The organism is Cryobacterium adonitolivorans, from assembly GCF_004402695.1.
In the GTDB taxonomy this organism is placed as follows: Bacteria; Actinomycetota; Actinomycetes; order Actinomycetales; family Microbacteriaceae; genus Cryobacterium; species Cryobacterium adonitolivorans.
On sequence record NZ_SOFL01000016.1, the window covers coordinates 13,317 to 34,241 of the forward strand.

22 protein-coding genes and 1 riboswitch are annotated in these 20,925 nt (G+C 71.0%); of the genes, 10 read left to right on the forward strand and 12 right to left on the reverse strand.

Features of this window, described 5'->3' with window-relative positions; genetic code table 11:
- The first annotated feature begins 138 nt into the window (after positions 1-138).
- The 5 genes from E3O42_RS05555 (at position 139) to E3O42_RS05575 (ending at position 4,883) form a co-directional block, all read left to right on the forward strand.
- Entirely contained in the window at positions 139-864 is a 726-nt protein-coding gene (locus E3O42_RS05555; RefSeq protein WP_277613168.1) for a response regulator transcription factor, read from the forward strand.
- Positions 861-2,396 carry a sensor histidine kinase gene (locus tag E3O42_RS05560; RefSeq protein WP_174844225.1) on the forward strand — a complete coding sequence of 512 codons (1,536 nt, stop codon included), beginning with the start codon at positions 861-863 and terminating at the stop codon, positions 2,394-2,396. Before E3O42_RS05555 ends, E3O42_RS05560 begins: the two co-directional genes overlap by 4 nt.
- Positions 2,397-2,458: 62 nt before the next feature.
- Entirely contained in the window at positions 2,459-2,953 is a 495-nt protein-coding gene (locus E3O42_RS05565) for a 2'-5' RNA ligase family protein (protein ID WP_134452989.1), read from the forward strand.
- Between the two features lie 66 nt (positions 2,954-3,019).
- Positions 3,020-3,550 (forward strand): GNAT family N-acetyltransferase, encoded by a 531-nt coding sequence (locus tag E3O42_RS05570; protein WP_134452990.1) that lies wholly within the window; start codon positions 3,020-3,022, stop codon positions 3,548-3,550.
- Between the two features lie 4 nt (positions 3,551-3,554).
- Positions 3,555-4,883: an MFS transporter gene (locus tag E3O42_RS05575; protein WP_134452991.1), complete on the forward strand. Its 1,329-nt coding sequence runs from the start codon at positions 3,555-3,557 to the stop codon at positions 4,881-4,883.
- Here the strand turns inward: E3O42_RS05575 and thiD are convergent.
- The 4 genes from thiD to E3O42_RS05595 all read right to left on the reverse strand — a co-directional run bounded on the left by thiD (position 4,855) and on the right by E3O42_RS05595 (position 7,653).
- Positions 4,855-5,775: a bifunctional hydroxymethylpyrimidine kinase/phosphomethylpyrimidine kinase gene (gene thiD, locus E3O42_RS05580; protein ID WP_134452992.1), complete on the reverse strand. Its 921-nt coding sequence runs from the start codon at positions 5,773-5,775 to the stop codon at positions 4,855-4,857. The genes E3O42_RS05575 and thiD overlap by 29 nt on opposite strands.
- On the reverse strand, positions 5,772-6,413 hold the full coding sequence (gene thiE, locus E3O42_RS05585) for a thiamine phosphate synthase (protein WP_134452993.1): 642 nt from the start codon (positions 6,411-6,413) through the stop codon (positions 5,772-5,774). The genes thiD and thiE overlap by 4 nt, the downstream gene beginning before the upstream one ends.
- Positions 6,410-7,228: a hydroxyethylthiazole kinase gene (gene thiM, locus E3O42_RS05590; protein ID WP_134452994.1), complete on the reverse strand. Its 819-nt coding sequence runs from the start codon at positions 7,226-7,228 to the stop codon at positions 6,410-6,412. The genes thiE and thiM overlap by 4 nt, the downstream gene beginning before the upstream one ends.
- A riboswitch (TPP riboswitch) is annotated at positions 7,220-7,320 on the reverse strand. It overlaps the preceding gene by 9 nt.
- A gap of 66 nt (positions 7,321-7,386) precedes the next feature.
- Positions 7,387-7,653: a hypothetical protein gene (locus E3O42_RS05595; RefSeq protein WP_134452995.1), complete on the reverse strand. Its 267-nt coding sequence runs from the start codon at positions 7,651-7,653 to the stop codon at positions 7,387-7,389.
- A 365-nt stretch (positions 7,654-8,018) separates the two neighbouring features.
- Here E3O42_RS05595 and E3O42_RS05600 point away from each other — a divergent pair, with 365 nt between their 5' ends.
- The 3 genes from E3O42_RS05600 to E3O42_RS05610 all read left to right on the forward strand — a co-directional run bounded on the left by E3O42_RS05600 (position 8,019) and on the right by E3O42_RS05610 (position 10,920).
- Entirely contained in the window at positions 8,019-8,819 is an 801-nt protein-coding gene (locus E3O42_RS05600) for an isocitrate lyase/PEP mutase family protein (protein ID WP_134452996.1), read from the forward strand.
- 64 nt (positions 8,820-8,883) lie between these two features.
- Positions 8,884-9,747, forward strand: a complete 864-nt coding sequence (locus E3O42_RS05605; RefSeq protein ID WP_134452997.1) for an alpha/beta fold hydrolase — start codon at positions 8,884-8,886, stop codon at positions 9,745-9,747.
- 87 nt (positions 9,748-9,834) lie between these two features.
- Positions 9,835-10,920, forward strand: coding sequence for a carboxylate-amine ligase (locus E3O42_RS05610; protein ID WP_134452998.1), 1,086 nt, complete (start codon positions 9,835-9,837; stop codon positions 10,918-10,920).
- Positions 10,921-11,380: 460 nt separating this feature from the next.
- On the opposite strand, the gene E3O42_RS05615 is transcribed toward E3O42_RS05610, so the two are convergent.
- The 3 genes from E3O42_RS05615 to E3O42_RS05625 form a co-directional block, all read right to left on the reverse strand.
- Complete coding sequence (locus tag E3O42_RS05615) at positions 11,381-11,872, reverse strand: FBP domain-containing protein (RefSeq protein WP_134452999.1); 492 nt, start codon at positions 11,870-11,872, stop codon at positions 11,381-11,383.
- 8 nt (positions 11,873-11,880) lie between these two features.
- Positions 11,881-12,480 carry a TetR/AcrR family transcriptional regulator gene (locus tag E3O42_RS05620; protein ID WP_134453000.1) on the reverse strand — a complete coding sequence of 200 codons (600 nt, stop codon included), beginning with the start codon at positions 12,478-12,480 and terminating at the stop codon, positions 11,881-11,883.
- Between the two features lie 75 nt (positions 12,481-12,555).
- Positions 12,556-13,164 (reverse strand): hypothetical protein, encoded by a 609-nt coding sequence (locus E3O42_RS05625; protein WP_134453001.1) that lies wholly within the window; start codon positions 13,162-13,164, stop codon positions 12,556-12,558.
- A 248-nt stretch (positions 13,165-13,412) separates the two neighbouring features.
- Between E3O42_RS05625 and E3O42_RS05630 the strand changes: the two genes are divergently transcribed.
- A complete protein-coding gene (locus tag E3O42_RS05630; protein ID WP_134453002.1) occupies positions 13,413-13,793 on the forward strand; it encodes a DUF2255 family protein in 381 nt (126 codons plus the stop codon).
- Here E3O42_RS05630 and E3O42_RS05635 read toward each other — a convergent pair.
- The gene (locus E3O42_RS05635; protein WP_134453003.1) at positions 13,712-14,707 is read right to left on the reverse strand and encodes a DMT family transporter; all 996 of its coding nucleotides are present in this window, start codon (positions 14,705-14,707) and stop codon (positions 13,712-13,714) included. The two genes, E3O42_RS05630 and E3O42_RS05635, sit on opposite strands and share 82 nt — an antisense overlap.
- A 34-nt stretch (positions 14,708-14,741) precedes the next feature.
- Here E3O42_RS05635 and E3O42_RS05640 point away from each other — a divergent pair, with 34 nt between their 5' ends.
- Positions 14,742-15,338, forward strand: a complete 597-nt coding sequence (locus tag E3O42_RS05640; RefSeq protein ID WP_134453004.1) for a TetR/AcrR family transcriptional regulator — start codon at positions 14,742-14,744, stop codon at positions 15,336-15,338.
- A 78-nt stretch (positions 15,339-15,416) separates the two neighbouring features.
- Here the strand turns inward: E3O42_RS05640 and E3O42_RS05645 are convergent, their stop codons facing one another.
- The 4 genes from E3O42_RS05645 to E3O42_RS05660 are packed head-to-tail and all read right to left on the reverse strand — an operon-like array spanning position 15,417 to position 20,907.
- Positions 15,417-17,156 carry an acetyl/propionyl/methylcrotonyl-CoA carboxylase subunit alpha gene (locus E3O42_RS05645; protein ID WP_134453005.1) on the reverse strand — a complete coding sequence of 580 codons (1,740 nt, stop codon included), beginning with the start codon at positions 17,154-17,156 and terminating at the stop codon, positions 15,417-15,419.
- Positions 17,153-18,814 (reverse strand): 5-oxoprolinase subunit B/C family protein, encoded by a 1,662-nt coding sequence (locus E3O42_RS05650; protein ID WP_134453006.1) that lies wholly within the window; start codon positions 18,812-18,814, stop codon positions 17,153-17,155. Before E3O42_RS05650 ends, E3O42_RS05645 begins: the two co-directional genes overlap by 4 nt.
- 10 nt (positions 18,815-18,824) lie before the next feature.
- Positions 18,825-19,610 (reverse strand): LamB/YcsF family protein, encoded by a 786-nt coding sequence (locus E3O42_RS05655; protein WP_134453007.1) that lies wholly within the window; start codon positions 19,608-19,610, stop codon positions 18,825-18,827.
- 16 nt (positions 19,611-19,626) lie between these two features.
- Positions 19,627-20,907, reverse strand: a complete 1,281-nt coding sequence (locus E3O42_RS05660; protein WP_134453008.1) for an NRAMP family divalent metal transporter — start codon at positions 20,905-20,907, stop codon at positions 19,627-19,629.
- Between the last annotated feature and the right edge of the window lie 18 nt (positions 20,908-20,925).

A 20,925-nucleotide genomic window follows, 5' to 3' on the forward strand; every position in this document is an offset into this window, starting at 1 on the left:
CGGATCACCCAGGCGGCAGATGTGAATCGCGCCTGAATGGCCGTTCCATTCGACGGCATGCCGATCGCACTGCGAGAATAACGTGTGCTGCCCTCGACCCCTCCCGATCCCGCCGCGGACTCCGTGCGCCGACGGGCCGTGCTGGCGAAGCTCCCGCGGATCTCCCGGCTCGACGGCTCCGCCATCCGCGTGTTGCTCGTCGACGACGAGGACACCCTCACCAATCTGGTGAGCCTGGCGCTGAGTTACGAGGGCTGGATCGTCGACGTGGCCCACACCGGACAGGCCGCTCTGCGGGCCTACCGCGACAACCGGCCCGACGTCGTGATCCTCGACATCATGCTGCCCGACACCGACGGACTGAGCGTGCTGCGCCACCTGCGTTCGGGGGGCTCCACCACGCCGACCCTCTTCCTCACCGCCAGGGACTCCGTGGACGACCGCATCATCGGCCTGACCGCCGGCGGTGACGACTACATGACCAAGCCGTTCAGCCTCGAAGAACTGGTGGCCCGGCTGCGCGGGCTGCTGCGCCGCACCGTGCAGGCCGTACCCGACGAGCAGGCCGCGTTGGTGGTGGGCAACCTGACCCTGGACGAGACCAGTTACCAGGTGCGTCGCGACGACGCCGATATCATGCTCACCACGACCGAGTTCGACCTGTTGCGCTTCTTCATGCGCAACCCGATGCGGGTGCTCAGCCGGGCACAGATCCTCGACGAGGTCTGGAACTACGACTTCGCCGGGCGAGGAAGCATCGTGGACCTCTACGTGTCGTACCTGCGCAAGAAGATCGATGCCGAGCGCACCCCGATGCTGCACACGGTGCGCGGCGTCGGCTACATGCTGCGGCCCGCGGAGTGAGCGCGGTCGATTCGGCGGCTCCCGCTGAGCGCGGCGCGGCGCCCTGGACGCTCCGCCGCCGGCTCGTGGTGGGAATCGCCGGCGTCGTGGCCGCCGTGCTGCTCGGCACGGGCCTGCTGAGCATCGCCGTGTTGAGCAGCTCCACGAACACCGTGGCCGACAGCCAGCTCACGGCCTCGCTGTCGGCTCTGAGCCGGTCGGTCGACAAGTTCCGGGGTGCGCCGGCCGTCGGCGGGCACGGCGGTGGCGTGGCCAAGTCCTTCGTCGACTTCGTCGGGCACGGGCGCGGCACCGTGATCGCTGTCGTGGCGGACGGCGTGGTCGCCGATTCCGCGCTGTTTTCGGACACCGGCGCCGTCGTGCTCTCCCGCGACGCAACCGAGGCGATCGAACTCGCCCTCGCCGGCCAGGCGGCGGACGGCGATAACCGCAGCCTGGACCTGGGCGACCTCGGCACCTACCGCGTCGCCACCGTGGTCAACGACGGCGAGCTCCTGGTCGCCGGGGTGCCGCTCGAGGCCGCGGAGACGGCGTTACTGCGCCAGGCCCTGGCCATCGCCATCGCCACCGTGCTGGCGCTGGCCGGAACCGTGTTGGGCACGATTCTGGTCGTGCGGCTGGCCCTCCGCCCCCTGGCCCGCGTGGTCGACACCGCCGTCGAGGTGACCGCGCTGCCACTGGCCGTGGGCGACCATGGCATCTCCACCCGCCTCGCGGCCGCCGACACCGATCCGCGCACCGAGACGGGCAAGGTGGGCGAAGCCCTCAATCAGCTGCTCGACCACGTCGACACCGCCCTCAGCGTGCGGGCCGCCACCGACCGGCGCATGCGCCGGTTCGTCACGGATGCCTCCCACGAGCTGCGCACCCCGCTCGCGGCCATTCAGGGCTACGCCGAACTGACCCGCCAGGACAGCTCCGAGCTGCCCGAGATCACCGAGTACTCGCTGGCCCGCATCGAATCCGAGGCGCGCCGGATGAGCTCGCTGGTGGGCGACCTGCTGCTGCTCGCCCGTCTTGACGAGGGCCAGGACCTGCACGTGGAGGACGTGGACCTCGCCGACCTGTTGCTGACCGCGGTGAACGACGCTCGGGCCTCCGCGCCGACGCACAGCTGGCTCGCAGAGGTGCCCGAAACGGCCGTGGTCGTGCGCGGCGACCGGGAACGCCTGCACCAGCTGGTGGCGAACCTGCTCTCCAACGCCAGGGTGCACACCCCGCCCGCCAGCACCGTGACCGCCCGGCTGCGGGTGGGCGCGCCCGGCATGCCGGTGCAGCTGAGCGTGCAGGACGACGGGCCGGGCATCTCCGTGGACCTGCTGCCGGTGATCTTCGAACGCTTCGCGCGCGGCGACGCCTCCAGGACCCAGGAGTCCGGCGGCACCCGCAGCACCGGCCTCGGCCTGGCGATCGCCCTGTCGATCGCCGAGGCGCACGGCGGCACCATCCGGGTGCAATCCGCCCCGACGGGCACCTCCTTCACGGTCACCCTGCCCACGCCCAGCGCCCCCCTACCGACCCGCGAGCTGTGACTTAAGCCCCGAAAACCCGGGGTTTTTGGGGCTTAAGTCACAGCTCGCGTATCGTTTAGCGCGTGATTCGCCTGGTGGTTGTGCTCCCGATGGTGCCGCTGCGGGTGGGCGCCAGCTTCGCCGTGGCCGAGTGGCCCCTGCACGTCACGGTGCTGCCGCCGTTTCTCACGGATGCCGCCCCCGGCGACGTCGCCGACGCCATCCGTCGTGCCGCCCTGAACCAGGCGCCCCTCACGGTCATCGCCGGCGAGGACACGTTGTTCGGCCGGCGGCACAACATCCCCGTCACGTTGATGCTGCCGCACGTGGAGCTCACCCGGCTGCACCACACCCTGGTGGCCGCCATTCGCCCGTTCGCCGCCGCTCCCGACGAGCCGGCGTTCACCGGCGACGGCTTTCGCGCCCATGTGACCCACAAACCGCCCGCACGCATCCACCCCGGCCAGCCACTCACCCTCAGCCAGGTCGCCCTGGTGGACATGCTCCCCCGCACGCACGATGCCGGCCGCACGGTCCTGGCCACCCACAACCTCACCGCGCCACCCCGCGAACCGTGAGTTAAGCCCAAAAACCCCGAGTTTTCGGTGCTTAGGTCACGGCTCGCGGGCCGGTAATTTGGGGGCATGGACATACGGGAGGCCCGGGAGGGCGACTGGGGTCAGATTTGGCCCTTCTTGCGGGACGTCGTGGCGGCCGGCGAGACCTACTGCTGGCCGCGGGACACGACCGAGGACGCCGCCAGAGCATGGTGGATGGGCAAGCCAGGCGGCCGCGTCTTCGTGGCCGACGACAACGGGCGGGTGCTCGGCACCGCCGAGCTGCACACCAACCAGCCAGCGGCCGGCGGCCACGTGTGCAACGCCGGCTTCATGGTGGCACCGCAGGCGGCCGGCCGCGGCATCGGCCGGGCCCTGGCCGAGTATGTCCTCGCCCAGGCCGCGAACGCCGGCTTTCGCGCGATGCAGTTCAACGCCGTCGTGGAGACCAATCACAACGCCGTGAGCCTCTGGCAGTCGCTGGGTTTCAGCATCCTCACCACGGTGCCCGGCGCCTTCCGGCATCCGGCGCACGGGTTCGTGGGTCTGCACGTGATGCACCGGTCCCTGCTTCCCCAACATCCGTCGCCCATTGTTCACCCCACGGCCTTAGGGTGAACGCATGACCGAGACACTCGACGGCAACGGCGCCGCCCACGCCCCAGCGGCCCACACCCCCGCTCGCGCCTCGGTCGTCGCCTGGAGCCTGTGGGACTGGGGCTCGGCCGCGTTCAACGCCGTGGTCACCACGTTCGTCTTCTCCGTCTACCTGACCGGCTCGTCGTTCGGCGACGAAGGCGACGTCGCCGCGCAACTGGGCTGGGCGCTCGCGATCGCCGGGTTCCTGATCGCCGTGCTCGCCCCGGTCACCGGCGCCCGCTCGGACTCGTCCGGCCGGCGCAAGTTCTGGCTCGGCGTAAACACCTTCATCGTGGTGGGCCTGACCGCCGGTATGTACTTCGTGCTGCCCACCCCCGAGTACCTGCTGCTCGGCCTGGTGCTGCTGGCCGCCGGCAACGTGTTCTTCGAACTCGCCGGGGTCAGCTACAACGCCATGCTCGCCCAGGTGTCGACGCCGCGCACCATCGGCAAGGTGAGCGGCTTCGGCTGGGGTATGGGCTACATCGGCGGCATTGTGCTGCTGCTGATCGTGTATTTCGGCTTCATCAGCCCCGAGGTGGGCCTGTTCGGCGTCACCAGCGAAAACGGGCTGGCGGTGCGGGTGACCATGCTCATCGCGGCCGCGTGGTTCGGCCTGTTCGCGCTGCCGCTGCTGCTGCGGGTGCCCGAATACCGGGCGCCGGATGCCGCGAAGCGCGCCAGGGTGGGCTTCTTCCAGTCCTACGTGGTGCTCGGCCGCGACGTGGCCAAACTCTGGAAAACCAACCGCCAGGTGGTCTACTTCCTCTTCGCGAGCGCCATCTTCCGCGACGGCCTGGCCGGCGTTTTCACCTTCGGCGGGGTTCTCGCGGCCTCGGCGTTCGGCTTCTCCCCCGGCGAGGTGATCATCTTCGCAATCGCCGCGAACGTGGTGGCCGGCGTCGCCACCATCAGCGTGGGCGTGCTCGACGACAGGCTTGGCGCCAAGCCCGTCATCGTCACCGCCCTGGTGGGCCTCATTGTCAGCGGCAGCCTGGTGTTCCTGCTGCACGACGGCGGCCAGATCGTCTTCTGGACCGCGGGCCTGGCCCTGTGCCTGTTCGTCGGCCCAGCCCAGTCGGCCAGCCGCACCTTCCTGGCCAGGATCATCCCGGCCGGCCGCGAGGGCGAGGTATTCGGCCTGTACGCCACCACCGGTCGCGCCGCCAGCTTCCTGGCCCCCACCGCGTTCGCGCTCACGGTGACGATCTTCGGCGAAACCTACTGGGGCATCCTGGGCATCGTGCTGGTGCTCGTCGTCGGCCTGCTGTTGCTGCTGCCCGTCAAGGCCCGGCAGAAGCAGATGGGCTGAGCACTCCAGGTGGTGAGGCCGGCGGTGCTCCCGGTGGTGCGGCCGGATGCGTTCCCGCCGCCGCCCAGAGCCAGTGGAAGTGGTTGATCGGGCCGTGTCCGCCGCCCACCTCGAGCTGGTCGGCGAAGGCCAGGCTGTCGCTGAGCCAGGCCTTCGTCTCGGTCAGCGCGCGCGGCCAGTCCCCGTGCCGGGCCGCCAGGGTGGCCAGGGCAGACGACATCGAACAGCCGGTGCCGTGGGTGTTTGCGGTGTGGATGCGCGGTGCGGAGACCTGCACGATGCGGGCCTGCCCCGGCACGGTGCCGGCCGCGTCGACGAGGGCATCCGGGCAGGCCGGACCGGCCAGATGGCCGCCCTTCACCAGCACCAGGGTGCCGGTGGCACGGGAGAGCCGCTCGCCCTGGTCGAGGGCGTGCGCCCAGTCGGCGGCCTCGGCTTCGTTCACGAGCACGGCCAGCTCGGGCAGGTTCGGGGTGACCAGGTGCACCAGAGGCACCAGGGCGCGCAGCGCCGCCTCGGCGGATGCGTCGAGCAGCCGGTCGCCGCTGGTGGCGATCATCACCGGGTCGAGCACGATGACCGGCGGCGCCACCCGCGCCAGCCACGCGGCCACGGCCTCGATGAGGTCGGCCTGGCCGAGCATCCCGATCTTCACCGCATCGATGGAGACGTCGTCGCTGACCGCGTCGAGCTGCTCCAACAGGAAGGACACCGGCGGGATGTGCACCGAGCGCACCCCGCGGGTGTTCTGGGCGACGAGCGCGGTGACCACGGCCATGCCGTAGCCGCCGGTCGCGGCGATGCTCTTGAGGTCGGCCTGAATCCCGGCGCCCCCGGTGGGGTCGGTGCCGGCGATGCTGAGCACCCGTGGGATGTCCCGCGGCCCGGTCATCGGGTCCACTCCCGGTGCAGGGCACGGGCAGCGGCGCGGGCATCCGGCGCGGCGCAGATCGTCGACACCACGGCCACCCCGGCGGCCCCGGCCTGGCGCAACGGCCAGACGTCCGCGAGGCCGACACCGCCGATGGCCACGCAGGGCAACACGCTCGTGCTGGCCAGCTTTGCGAAGCCGGGCACCCCGAGCACGGGCGGGTGGTCGGGTTTGGTAACGGTGGCCCGGATCACGCCAACACCCAGGTAGTCGACGGTGCCGGCGGGCAGCTCGAAGACCCGGGCGAACTCGGCCGGAGTGTTCGCGGTGATTCCCACGATCGCGTCGGGGCCGACCCTGTCGCGCACCCGGGCCACGGCTTCGTCGCCCTGGCCCACGTGCAGGCCGTGCACGGCGGCGCCCTCGGCCAGCGCCCGAAGGTAGACGTCGACCCTGTCGTTGACGACCACCGTGGTGCGGTCCCCGACCGCGCCGGCCACCTGCAGCAATAGGCGCAGCACGGCGTCGTCCGAACCGGTCTTGTCGCGCACCTGCACCGTGGTGATGCCGCCGACCACGGCGTCGATCACGGTCGCCAGCACGCCGCGGGCACCACACAGTGCGGTGTCGGTGACGAGGTAGAGCGCGAGATTGCTCACGCCAAGCGCGCTTGGTCGGCCACGGTCGCGGCGTCCAGGGAGTGCAGCCGATCGAGGAAGTGCACCGCGAAACTGCCCGGCCCGGCCGCGTCGGCGGCGGCGAGCTCGGCGGCGACGGTGTACACCAGTGTCGCGGCGGCGGTCGCGGCGAGGATGGCGCCGGGATCGTCGGGGTCGACGAGCGAGAGCACGGCGGCGGTCACCGCGCCGAGCGCGCATCCGCCGCCGGTGACCCGGGTGAGCAGCGCATGCCCGTTGGCCACCCGGATTGTGTGCGAACCGTCGGTGATGAGGTCGACCACGCCGGAGACGGCCACGCTCGCCCCGGTGCTGCGGGCGAGCAGGGCCGCGGCGTCGGCTGCACTCTCCGGCGAGTCGGTGGCGTCCACACCACGGCCGCCGGTGCCCAACTGGGCCAGTGCGATGATCTCCGACGGGTTGCCGCGGATGGCCGTGGGCCGGAAGTGCAGCAGCTCGCGGGCCAGCCCGGTGCGCACCGGCAGCACGCCGACCGCGACGGGGTCGAGCACCCACGGGGTGCCGGCGGCGTGCGCGGCCGCCGCGGCCTCGAGCATCGCGTTGCGCTGCTCGGCATGCGGGGTGCCCACGTTCACCAGCACCCCGGAGGCTATCCCGGCGAACGGCCCGGCCTCGGTGGGCACGTCCACCATGGCGGGCGCGGCGCCGAGGGCCAGCAGGACGTTGGCGGTGAAGTTGGTCACCACCGCGTTCGTGAGGCATTGCACGAGAGGTTGACTCTCGCGCAGACGTTCAAGCAGGTGGGCAGCATTCTCTGGTGTCAGACGGACGGTCATCCGGGACATCCCTTCGCTAGTACGAACTAGATCAGGTTCAACGGGTGTTTTCTCAGCCCCAGCCATCCGGCAGGGCACCCCGTGTCACTACCGAAACCCTAGCGTCCCCCCGCTGGTGGCGAGCAAGCGCGACGCCCCGTGGCGCGGCGCACATCAGATTAAAAGTCGATGTCGTCGGTGGCGAACCACGGCACCGGCACCGCCGGGTCGAATTCCGCGCGCGGATCCACTTCGTAGGTCTCCAGCACCACGCTGACGCCCGGTGACACGAGTACCTCAACGCCGACCTCGCCGACAACGGGCAGGCTGACCATGGCCCCACCCCGCCGGACGGCGGCCGTGAGGGCCGCCGAAAGGGAGGTCACGTCGCTCGAGGTGCTCAATCGAAACAGGCGCCCGCCGACGGTAACGGTATGTGCCTGCATGAACGTCTCCCTCGTGAACACCACAGGCTAGGACCAAAGCGACGACGTGGATACACGCTTGACAAGGGACACTCCGACGGTCCGGAGCCGCGCCGGTACGGTGGCGCGATGAGCCTGCGTGGTTTCGCCCCGGCGACGCGGGGAGTTCTTCTGGGAACTCGCCCGCGGACCCGCCTGCGTGACTCCGAGCCTTGCCGCCACCCGGGCCGACGACGGCCCGGCGGCGACGGCGGCCTCTTTCCGGGCGATACCGGTTGCCCGGCGAACCCAGCGTTTCGGCCTACAGGGCCGCCGCGCCCAGAATTGGGGCGACATTGTCTGAAACCCACCGGCCATAGTCCAGGTCCACCGGGCACACTGGATCTATGACTAGCTCACTCATCCACAAGGCCGAACTCCTCAACGCCCTGCACGTGCCCGGAACGCCGCTCATCGTCACGAATGTGTGGGACGCGATCACCGCGAAGATCGTCTCCGAGACCCCGGGCGTGAAAGCCCTGGCGAGTGCGTCGCACTCGGTCTCCAACGTGCGCGGCCTGCAGGACGGCGAGGGCCTCACCGTCGACGAGGCCATCATCGCCGCCCGCATCATCACCGGAGCGACCGACCTGCCGGTCTCGATCGACTTCGAGAAGGGGTATGCCGCGGATGCCGCGGGCGTGGCCCGGAATGTGCGCCGCCTGATCGAGGAGGCCGGGGCAGCCGGCATCAACCTCGAAGACTCCGTTGGCACAACGAAGGCGCCGCAGTTCGACATCCCTACCGCGGCCGCCCGTGTGGCCGCGGCGCGCGAGGGCGCCGAGGCGGCCGGGGTGCCGCTGGTGATCAACGCCCGAGTCGACACCCTCGCGGGCGGCGGGGAATGGGCCGAGGCCGTCGAGCGCGCCAACGCCTATCTCGATGCCGGCGCCGACGTGATCTTCTTCCTCGGCCTCGGCGACGAAGACAAGGTGAAGCGCGCCCTCGACGAGGTGAACGGCCGCATCTCCGTGATCGGGAACCCCGGCGCCGTGCCGCTGGCGCGCCTGGCCGAACTGGGCGTCTCCCGGGTCAGCTTCGGCCCCGGCACCCTCGGCCTGGCCCTCGCTGCGTTGCAGCGCGCTGCAACGCAGCTCACCGCGCTCGGTGAGTACCCCGACGACCTCGGCTTCTCCTTCAAGCTCTAGTCCGGCCCTCCGCGAGGCCGGCTCGATACGGTGGGTCGATACGGTGGGTCGATACGGTGGGGTCATGCCCACCTTCGCTTCGCACGATGAGACCACTCTGTACTACGGCGTTGTGACCGTGGCGGGCGCGCGTGAACGCCCGCCGCTGGTCGTGCTGGCCGGCGGACCGGCCCGGCATCCGGAATACCTGGGCGATCTGGCCGGGCTCACGCGCCTCCGCACCCTCGTGGTGCTGCACCAGCGCGGCGTTGGAGAGTCATCGCCGTCGCCGACCGCGGCCGCCGCATCCTGGCCCGCCCTGGCCGACGACGTCGAGGCGCTCCGGCGGCACCTGGGACTGGCCGAGATCGAGCTGCTCGGCCACTCGGCCGGCACTCGCGTGGCGCTGGCCTATGCCGCCCGCTACCCTCAACACTTGGCAAGCCTGTGCCTGCTCACCCCGCCGGCCCAGTGGCTCGTAAACACTCCGGACGACAGCTCGGGCATCATCACCGCGCACCGCGCCGAGCCCTGGTACGCCGACTACCTCGCACACCGGATCGCGGCGACGGCGGCGAAGACCGCCTCCGACCTCAACCGGCTGTTCCCCTACCTCGCCCCGATCGCCTGGGCGCGGTGGACGGCCCAGGCCCGGGAGCACGAGGCGACCGGCGCCTGGCATCCCGCAGCACAGGACCTGTTCTTCGCCGGGGCGGACCCGGCCGGCATCGTGGACGGCCTGACGCAGGTGCACTGCCCCGTGCTGGTGGTGGCGGGCGCCGAGGACGGCCTCACCGGGCTCGCCCCGGTGCTGGCCATCGCGGACCTGTTCGCGAACGGCCGCGCCGTGACCATCGCCGACGCGGGACATTACCCGTGGGTGGAACAGCCGCAGGCGTTCACCGCGGCGCTGACCGACTTCTACCGGCCCCCGGCGATCGCCGCGTAGAACCCTCGCTGGGGTGTTCCCTGACACGGCCCGCGGTGACAGGATGCTCCTGTTCGAGTCCGCCGCTCCGGCTACCGAAGGCTGCACATGGTGACGTTTGGCATCGAGGAAGAGTACTTCCTCGTCGACCCCCGCACCCTGCGGCCGGTCAGCCTGGCCGACACCATCCTGGGCGACCTGTCCCCCCTGGCTCGCTCGCGCGGACTCGTCACCCACGAGTTCCTCGCCTCCCAACTGGAACGGGCCTCGGCGGTGTTCACCGAATTGGCCGAGGCCGAGGCCGACCTGGCCGGTTTTCGAGGCGAATTGGCCGCGGCCGCCCGGGCCCGTGGAGCACTGGCGATCGGAACCGGCACCCCTTTCGACGCCCCGGCGGCGCCGACCCTCACCGACGCGGCCCGGTACCACCGGATCGGCTCCGGGGTGCGCGGAGTCGTGCGCGACCATCAGATCTGCGCCACGCACGTGCACGTCGGTGTGCCCAGCCGGACGGCCGGGGTGCACGCCCTCAATCGCCTGCGGGTGTGGCTACCCACGTTGCTGGCGCTGACCGGCAATTCGCCGTTCTGGCGTGGCCGGGACGTCGGCTTCGACTCCTGGCGGGCGGTGATCATGCGCCGCTGGGCAACCGCCGGTTGCCCGCCGACGTTCGCCGACGCGGACGACTACGACCGGCGCATCCGTCGTCTGGTCGGCGTGGGAGCCACGGTGGATACCGCCACCGTGGCCTGGCATGCGCGGCTGTCCGAGAGGTATCCCACGGTCGAGGTGCGGGTGGCCGACGCCCAACTCGATCTGGCGCCCACGATATTGCTGGCGGCGTTGGCCCGCGCCCTCGTCATGACCGGCGCGGCCGCGGGCGAGCGCGGTGCGCCGCCGCCCGCGGTGGAGCCCGAACTGCTCGATGCCGCGCTGTGGCATGCCTCCCGCGACGGCATCCGGGGCCGGCTCCTCGATCCCACCACCCGTGAGCTGGCGCCGGCCCGGGTGGTCATTGACGGCCTGCTGCGCTCCGTCGTCGACGCGTTGGAGGACGCCGGCGACCGGCCCCGCGTGGCCGAGCTGATCGAGCAGGTGTGGCGCACGGGAACGGGCTCCCAGCAGCAGCGGCGGGCGTTTCGCACTGGTGGGCTCGCCGGTTTGCGAACGCTCGTCGAGTCGTCGTTCAGCTGATGCCCTGACCGGCCTGATCGGGGCCGACAAGCGCCGCGATCCACCGGTCGAGGTGGCCCTGCTCGGCGAGGTGGCGCGCCCAGTGCCCGCGCCCGGCGGATCGCGGTGCGAGCGTCGGCCGGGCATCCCGCCCGCTCGAGCAGCTCGGCCCGCGCCGCCCAGTGCAGGTGGTACTCGCCGAGCCCGTCAATGCCGTCAAGCCGGGCCAGCCCGGCCAGGGGGCCGTCGGCCATGGCCACGGCGACGGCGTGATTGGGCGCCACCACCGGGATTGAGCGCCACCACCGGCGACGACATCATTGCGGCCAGCTGGGCATACGCGTTCACGATGGCGGTCCATGGCGAGCAGGATCGCAAGCCAATTGATCGTCATGGTGTTCTTTGTCCGGGGCGGCCGGTACCGCCACTCGGAACCATGACGCAGGCCGCGGCCGAGATCGACAGCCCGACAGGACACTTTTCAGCCGGCGGCGAGGACCTCCACGATGAAGCCCGCGGACCTCTCCCGCAGCATGTCGATCCGGTCCCGACGAGCGGCACCGACATCGAATCCGACGTACGCGACGGAGGGGAGCTTCCGCACATTGACCGAGCACTGGAACTCCGCACAGATCCAGGTGCCGATGGTGTTGCCGTTGCGGCCCGCCGCACCGGCTCGCTGGGCGCTGTACAGCACCACGTCGTTGGGTAGCTTCACATCGCGGCACCACGAGCACTGGGCGCGGCGGCGCGGGGATGCATCCGCCTGCCGGAGGACGATGCCGACCGGCTCGCCGTCGACGGGGACGACGACGTAGGAACGGCGCTTCATTTTGGGGTCGATCCAGCCGAGGTAGTCCATCTCAGCCCAGTCGAGCTCGGCGAAGCCGGACGGCAGGGTGATGTCGGACACGACCTTGCGGGAGGCGTTCACGAAGGCGGCCCTGATGGTGGTGGTGCTGAGGGGGAGCATGCGAAATCTCAATCGGTTGAGCGGTCGGGGTGCCGCGCGTCGGCAGTGGGCCAGTTGCGCAGTGAGGTGTCGATGGCGTCGAGGACCCGGGTCCAGCTCACGGTCGCCGGGGGAACCGAATGGTCGAACCCGCCGCCGGCTTCGAGCGCGACGAAGCCGTTGATGGCGCTGCCGAGCAGCCGCACCGCGTGGACCTCGTCGTCGGGGGTCAGGCCGTAGCCGCTCATGATGGCCCGCGCCGATCGGGCGATGACCCCGCCCGCGCTTCTGGCGGCGGCCTCCGGCGAGACGCGGCGCTGCGCCGCCTGCCAGCGGCCGGGGTGGGCGGTGGCGTAGTCGCGGTGGGCATCCGCGAACGCGAACAGGGCGCCGCGGCCGGCCTTGCCGGGCAGCGCCTCGGCCAGGGCATTGGCGAGTTCCTGTAGCGCGAACGCTGCGGTGAGGTCGAGCAGGTCGTCGAGCCCCCCGAGGTGCGAGTAGATGCTCGCCGGGCGCACGTCGAAGCGGCGGGCGAGGGCGGAGAGCGTCACCGCTGGTAGCCCGCTTTCGTCGGCCAATTCGGCGGCCGCCTGGACCAGCCGGGCCTCGGTCAATCCGGGACGCTTCATCAGGTTTCCTAAATCTCGTAGTTTACAAACTACAGCCTATAGGCAATTCGACGTGAATGCATAGGTGAGCCGGGCTCAGCCGTCACCGAGGCCCGCGGTATCGGGTAGCAGCGTGAACTCGGCCCGGGCGTCCACGGCGAGCCGGACCGGTGCGTCGCCGGCGTTGCGGATGTCCACGGTGAAGCCGATCGTGCCACCGAACGCCACGGTAGCGGCGTCGAGCACCGGGCCGAGCACGTGCACCTCCGCGGGGTGGAATCCCAGCTGTGCCGACGCCTGCGGGTGGCCCTTCTTGACCAGGGTGCGGAGCGCGTGCCGCACCAGCGAGGCGGTGTTCGCATCGGGTGCGGCCAGCCAGGAGGCGGTGGTGGCGATCGACAGGTCGGGCTGCTGCCGGCTGAGGTCGTTGAGGTGATTGGCCACCGAGCGGCGCACCACCTCGTCCTCGTCGCGGTAGAGCGCGTGCAGCACCGGCAGGGTCAGCGTGGGGTCGGCCAGGATCGCCGGCACCCGGATGGCCCAGGGCAGGAACGGCCGGGTGCCCTCGGAGGCCAGCCGGCGCACAGCCGGGTCGGTCGAGCCGGTCCAGCCGAGCACGATCGGCATCGCCCGGGCCATATCGTGATTGAGCAGCAGCCGAATGGCGAATTCCGAGGTGAGCCGCGGGGTGAGCGCAGCGAGCATCCGCATGGCGTCGTCGAAAGCGGCCTCGGTGCCCGCGTCGATGGCCTTGAGGGCGAGGGCGCTGGTGACCGGCCAGATCAGCCAGCCGCCAAACGGCGGGGCGCCCTGCGCGGCGGCGCGGATGGTTCCGGCGAACGAGTCGTAGTCGCCGGGCAGGTCGGCCAGCAGTGCGTCGCGCAGCAGGTCGCTGCGCTCCCGCAGTGACAGCGGCCCGCACGCCCTCCCCTCAACACGAACGGAGCTCCCTCATGAGCGATTGGACCGCTGACGAGCTGACCCGCATCGGCAAGGCCGAGGAACTGCAGGTCTCCTCTACCCGAGCCGACGGCACCCTGCGCCCCTACGTCACCATCTGGGTGGTGCGCGCCGGCGACGACATCTACATCCGCTCCGCCTACGGCGGGGCCAACCCGTGGTTCGTGCGAGCTACGACGAGCGGCACCGGCCGCATCCGTGCCGGCGGAGTGGAGAAAGACGTCACGTTCGCGGCTGCGCCCTCGGCTGCGCACGGCGCGATCGACGCGGCGTACCACGCCAAGTACGACCGTTACGGGCGCGCAATCGTGGGGTCGGTGACCGGCGCGGATGTCGAGGCCACGACGTTCCGGCTGGTGCCCCTCGACGACTGACGCCCTGGCGCGATGACCAGCGCAATTGCGCCCGCACCGAGCACGAGCCCCGCGAGGGTGGCGAGCGTGAACGGGTCGGCGAAGAGGATGCTGCCTGCGACGGCCGTGGTCGGGGCCACCAGGTACAGCAAGGCGTTCAGGGCAGTGATGCCCAGGCGTCGCAGCAGGAACCAATAGAGCGCGTAGGCGATGAGGGTGGGAAACACGGCGATCAGCGCGGTAGAGAGCCAGAAGCTCAGGGTGGCCGGCGGGGCCAGCGCCCCGGTGAAGGCGGCCAGCAGCGTCACGGCCACCAGCGTGATGGCGGCATGGGTGGCCAGGGTGGCGAAGACGCCGAGCCGGGCCGAGGTGCGCCGCTCCAGGAACGTCGCCGTGACGAGGCTGGCCAGCGCCACCAGCGGCAGCACATAGGCGGGGGTCGGCGACATCGACGCCGAGGCATCCGCCGCCACGATCAGGACCACCCCGATCGCACCGAGCGTCAGGCCCAGCCACTGCACCGCCCGCACCCGCAGCCCCAGGAGCGGCCCGACCAGGGTCGCCACGACGAGGGGCTGGATCGCGTCGATGAGGGCCGTGGTCCCGGCCGAGACCCCGGCACCGACGGCCAGGTAGATGGGAAGGATGTAGCCGAATTGGGCGAAGAGGCCGATGGTGAGGTGTGGTCGGATGTCGCGCCAGGCCGGGAACGCGAACCGGCGAGTCCGGAGCCGACGACCTCGGAAGCCGAGTGCCACCATCCCGAGAAGCAGGAGGGCAGCGACGACGAGGTACCGCCAGACCAGCACGGTCAGGGCCGGGGCCGCATCCGTGCCGATCTTCGCGATGATGAAGCCGGAACTCCACGTCAGTACGAAGGCGGCCGAGGCCCCGACCAGGAGGAACCGTTGGGGTATACCGATCTGTGTACTCATTCCAACGAGTATACAGAGCGGTATAGTTAATGCCATGACCGCTCAGAACTCGCCCGAGGTGATCCCGCACTACACTCCAGGGGCCGAGCGGCTGCTTGCCGCGGCGTCTGACCTCTTCTACCGGGAGGGTATCCACGCCGTCGGCGTCGACACCATCGCCGCGGCGGCCGGGGTGACCAAGAAGACGCTCTACGACCGGTTCGGGTCGAAGGAGGCGCTGGCCGTGGCCTACCTCCGCGGGCGGGACGCGCGGTGGCGGGAGCACCTGGAGCAGGAGCTCGCGTCGGAAAAGCCCGGCAGCCTGGACCGCATCCTCGCGGTGTTCGACATTTCGGCGCGCTGGGCGGTCGTCAACAGCAACAAGGGCTGCAGCGCCATCAACGCGCGCGCCGAGACAGGCGATGCGGCGCATCCGGTGGCCGTCGAAGCCATTCGCCAGAAGAAGTGGATGCGGGACGTCTTCGAGGGGCTCTGCCGGGACGCCGGCGTCGCCGACGCGGACCGCACGGCCGACATGCTCATGCTGCTCTACGAAGGCGGACTGGTGACCGCAGGAATGGGCACCTTCGCCGACCCCTTCGCGGCCGGGCGCACGGCCGCGGCCTCCATTCTCAAGACCGCCGTCCGCTAGGGACGGGCTCAGCGCGCTCGTCCAGCGCCGTCGCGGTTACGGGGCCCCAGCGCTGATCGGGCCGTTTGCGTCAGCGGGTCAGTCGAGGGTTGCCAGCTGCTCCCCCGCCACGATCATGTCGCCGGGCGCGCGGTGACGCTGCAGCGTGCCCGACCCGGTCGCCACGATCGTGGTCTCCATCTTCATGGCCTCCATCACCACGACGGGGTCGCCCTCGGCGACCTCGGTACCGTCCGCGACCAGCCAGGTGATGAGAGTTCCGGCCATCGGCGCGACGAGGCCGGCGGGCGCGGGAGTCGCCGCGTCAGCCGCGGTGGCTACCGGCGCCCCGGCGCGCGTGAGGACGGATGCGGCTGGTAGCGCTCCGGCGTCGGCGGGCATCCGCAGGGTGTGCCGACGGCCGTCGATCTCGATCCAGCTGTTGGTGATCCCGAGCTCCTCGGGTTCTGGTTGCAGCGCCTCGGCGGGTATCCGTTCGGCGAAGGAGGTCTCGATCCACTGGGTGTGCACCTTGAGAGCCTCGGCTTCGGCGAAGTCGTCGTCGCGCAGCACCGCCCGGTGGAACGGCAGCACCGAGGGGATGCCCTCGAGCACGAACTCGTCGAGGGCCCGCCGGGCGCGACGGATCGCGATCTGGCGGGTGGGCCCGGTGACGATGAGCTTGGCCAGCATCGAGTCGAACCGGCCGGAGACGACCGTGCCGGTCTCGACACCCGAGTCGACCCGGATGCCCGGCCCGGTCGGCGGCTCGAACCGGGTGATTACGCCGGGGGTGGGCAGGAACCCGCGCGCGGCATCCTCGGCATTGATGCGGAACTCGAGGGAGTGGCCAGTGGGCGCCGGGGTCGCCTGCACTGACAGCGGCAGGCCCTCGGCGATGCGCAGCTGTTCGGCGACGATGTCGACGCCGGTGGTTTCCTCGGTGACCGGGTGCTCAACCTGCAGCCGGGTGTTCACCTCGAGGAACGAGATGGTGCCGTCCACGCTGAGGAGGTACTCGACGGTCGCGACGCCCCGGTAGTGCGCCGCGGCGCAGATGTCCGCCGCCGAGCGGTGCAGGCGGTTCCGCTGCTCGTCGGTGAGGAACGGGGCCGGGGCCTCCTCGACGAGCTTCTGGTTGCGGCGCTGCAGCGAGCAGTCCCGGGTGCCGAGCACCACGACGTTGCCGTGGCTGTCGCTGAGCACCTGCACCTCCACGTGGCGGGGTGCGTCGAGGAACTGCTCGACGAAGCACTCGCCGCGCCCGAACGCGGTGACGGCCTCGCGCACCGCGGCGTCGAACTGTTCGGCCACCTCGTCCAGGCTGCGGGCCACCCGCATGCCGCGGCCGCCGCCGCCGAAGGCCGCCTTGATCACGATGGGTAAGCCGTGCGTCTCAGCGAAGGCGACGGCGTCCGCCGCTGAGGCGACCGGATCGGGGGTGCCGGCCACCAGGGGTGCGCCGACGCTGGCGGCGAGCTGGCGGGCGGCGATCTTGTCGCCGAGCAGGTCGATGCTCTCCGGGCTCGGGCCGATCCAGGTGAGCCCGGCCGCGATCACCCGGCGGGCGAAGGGGGCGCTCTCGGAGAGGAACCCGTAGCCGGGGTGCACGGCGTCGGCGCCGCTTCGCACCGCGACGGTGATGAGCTTCTCGGCATCCAGGTATGTCGCGGCGGGGCTGTCGCCGTCGAGGCCCCAGGCCTCGCCGGCCAGCCGCACGTGGATGGCGTCGGCGTCGCTGTCGGCGTAAACCGCGACGGTGTCCAGGCCCCGGTCGGCGCAGGCGCGGATGATGCGCACGGCGATCTCGCCCCGGTTGGCGATCAGGACTTTCTTCATGGTGTTACCTCTGGGTTGTCGGCGAGCGAGTACGCGGCGAACGGGCCGATGGGACGAAAACGGATGCGCGCACCCGGCGGAAGTTGGCCGGCGAGCGGCAGGTGGTGGGTGGCGACCGCGCCGATCACCGGGTAGCCGCCGGTGAGGGGGTGGTCGGCGAGGAAGAGCACGGGCTGGCCGTTCGGCGGGATCTGGATGGCACCGGAGACGGTGCCCTCGCTGGGCAGTTCGGCGCCGACGACCCGGGTGAGGGGCTCGCCCTCCAGCCGCAGTCCCACCCGGTTGGAGCGGGCGCTGACCAGCCAGCTCTGCCCGGTGAGGGCATCGACGGCGTCGGCGGAGAACCAGTCGGTGCGCGGGCCGAGGATCACGTCGAGCACGACCTCGGTCGAGGCGTCGACGGCATCGACGGCGTCGACCGTGGGCGGGCCGGGCAGCGCGACCGCGCGGATGCCGCTCGCGGGCGTGCAGACCGGCAGCACGGCTCCGGCGGTCACCGGCGCCGGGCCGAGTCCGGCGAGCACGTCGGTGGACAGGCTGCCGAGCACCGGGTCCAGGGCGAATCCGCCCCGAACGGCGAGGTAGCTGCGAAGCCCGGAGGTCGGGCGACCCAGCACGAGTTCCTCGCCAGCGCCGAGGGCGAACGGTCCACCGACGGCGACGCTGCGGGTGCGGGCGCTGCCGCCGTCGGCCCCCGCCGGAGTGCTGATGGTCAGCGGCACCGGGGCCCCGGTGACGGCGAGAACCTGCTCGCCGCGGGCTCGAAGCCGCAGGCGGCCGAAGGTCAGTTCGAGGGCGGCTTCCCGGCTGGGGTTGCCGACCAGCCGGTTGGCCGCACGCAGCGACACCGGGTCGAGGGCGCCGGAGGTGGAGACGCCCATGCTCGCGTAGCCGGGCCGGCCGAGGTCCTGCAGCAGCGTCAGCATGCCAGGGTCGAGGATCTCCAGCCCGTGCTCGGCCTCGGCCGTGGGAGTGCCCGCGGGCGCGCTCGACGACTCACCGGCAGAGTCGGAGGCGGCGGAGACCGACACGGCGGCCCGGCCGCCGCCGGAAACCTCCACGAACCGCACCCGGTCGCCCGGCAACAGCAGGGCGGGACGCTCGCGCGACAGGTTCCACATCCGTGCCTCGGTGGTGCCGATGAGCTGCCAGCCGCCGGGGCTCTCGCGCGGGTAGACCCCGCTGAAGGTACCGGCGAGGGCCACGGAGCCGGCGGGGATGCGGGTGCGCGGGGAGCTGCGGCGCGGCACATCCAGGGCCGGGTGGCCGCCGGAGAGGTAGGCGAAGCCCGGGGCGAAGCCGGTGAAACCCACCGCGTAGTCCTGACCGGTGTGCAGCCGCACGACCTCGTCGGCGCTGAGGCCGAGCAGGCCGGCCACCTCGCCCAGGTCTTCGCCGTCGTAGGTCACCGGGATCTCGATGAGGGTGCCCTCCCCGGCGACGCGGCCGTCCAGGTCGCGGGTGCGCACGGCCCGCACGATCTGCTCGGGCGTCACGGCGCTCGGCCTGTAGAACACCAGCAGGGTGCGGGCACCCGGGATCAGCTCGCCGGTGCCGGTGATGGGGTCGCTGCTGAGCGAGTCGAACAGCGCCAGGGTGGTCGGCAGGTCGTCGAGCTCGATCAGGAGGGCGTCGTCGCGAACGGGGAGGAAACGCATGCGGCCCGCCCTAGGAGGTGCGCGTCTCGCCGGCGCGCGGGGCGAAGGCGGCGATGTCGATGGAGGCTGCGGTGAGGGCGCGCCGCACGTGCGCGGCCATCTCGGTGGCGCCCGGACTGTCGCCGTGCACGCAGATCGACTCCGCCGACACCCGGATGGTGCTGCCGTCGATGGCGGTCAGGGTGCCCTCGGTCGCCAGCTGCACCATGCGGGCGGCCACCTGCTCGGCATCGTGCAGCACCGAGCCGGGCTCCCGCCGCGACACCAGGGTGCCCTCGGGTGTGTAGGCACGGTCGGCGAAGGCTTCGGTCACGCTGCGGAGGCCCGCGGCATCCGCTGCCCGCAGTACCTCGGAGCCCGGCAGGCCCAGCACGGCCAGGGTCGGGTCGATCTCACGGATCGCGGTCACCACATCCAAGGCCTGGCGGGCGTCGTGCACGATCGTGTTGTACAGGGCGCCGTGCGGCTTGACGTAAGTGACCGTGGTGCCGGCGGCCCTGGCGATACCCTGCAGCGCGCCGACCTGGTAGATCACGTCGGCGACGAGCTCGGCGCTGGAGACGTCCATGTTGCGCCGGCCGAAGCCGGCCAGGTCGCGATATCCCACGTGCGCGCCGATATACACCCCGGCATCCCGGGCGCCGAGCACGGTCTCGCGGATCACCAGCGGGTCGCCCGCGTGGAAGCCACAGGCGATGTTGGCGCTGGTGACGATGCCGAGCATCGCCGCGTCGTCGCCGAGGGTCCAGCGGCCGAAGCCTTCGCCGAGGTCGCTGTTGAGGTCGATGGTGCTCATGAGGTGCCCTTTTCGGTTAGACGGTCAGCAGCGAGAAGATCGGGCCGACGGCCATCACGGCCATGTACCAGGTGAGCAGCGTGGCGGCCGTTCCGATGACCAGCAGCCAGCGCGGGTAGCGATAACCGTTCATCAGGTCGCCGCGGAACCAGCCGATGTACATGAAGATAGTGAGGCCGATGGGCAGGATCAGGCCGTTGAATCCGCCGACGAACACCATCAGGGTGGCCGGTGCCGTGCCGATGAGCAGGTAGACGGCCAGCGAGACGACGATGAAGACGATGGTGGCGAAGTCGGCGCGGCGCCCGACGAACTTCTTCGAGAACACCGGCAGGAACGACACCGAGGTGTAGGCCGCACCGATGATGCTGGTGATCGCGGCGATCCAGAAGATCGCGCCGAAGACGCGCAACCCGAATTCGCCGGCCGCCGCCTGGAACGCCTGGGCGGCGGGGTTGGCCGCGCTTCCCGAGGTGTCGATGGCCACGCCGCCGGCGACGACACCGAGGATCGCGAGGAACAGCACGTAGCGCATGATGCCGGTTACGAGGATGCCGTTGAACGCCGCACGAGAAACCTCTTTGACGTGCTCGACTCCGGCGGTGCCGCTGGCCAACAGGCGATGTGCGCCGGCGTAGGTGATGTAGCCGCCGACGGTGCCGCCGACGATGGTGGTGATGGTGGCGAAGTTGACCTCATCGGGCAGTACGGTCTGGCGCAGCGCATCCCCGATGGGCGGCTGGGAGATGAACGCGACGATCACGGTGAGCACGATCATGAGCAGCCCGGCGATGACCACGACCCGGTCGACCACCGCTCCCGCCCGCTTCGCCAGGAAAATCGCGATGGCGAACAGGGCGCTGATCAGCCCGCCGATCTTCGCATCCAGGCCGGTGAGCACATTGAGGCCGAGGCCCGCGCCGGCGATGTTGCCGATGTTGAACACCAGCCCACCGAGGATGACGAGGAAGGCGAGCACGAATCCGCTGCCCGGGATTGCGAGGTTGGCCAGCTCCGGCGCACGCTTGCCGCTGACCGTGATCATGCGCCAGATGTTCAGCTGCACGGCGAAGTCGATCAGGATCGAGGCCAGGATACCGAACGCGAACGCCGACCCCATCTGCGCGGTGAAGGTGGCCGTCTGGGTGATGAAGCCGGGGCCGATGGCCGAGGTGGCCATCAGGAACAGGGCCCCGATCAGCGCAGAGCGGCGGCTCTTGGCGACGGTGCGGACGCTCTGCTGCTCGGCGGGTTCCACGGATGCGGTGGTGGTGGTGGGATCGGTCAAGGGGCACATCCATTTCGTCGGGGGGAA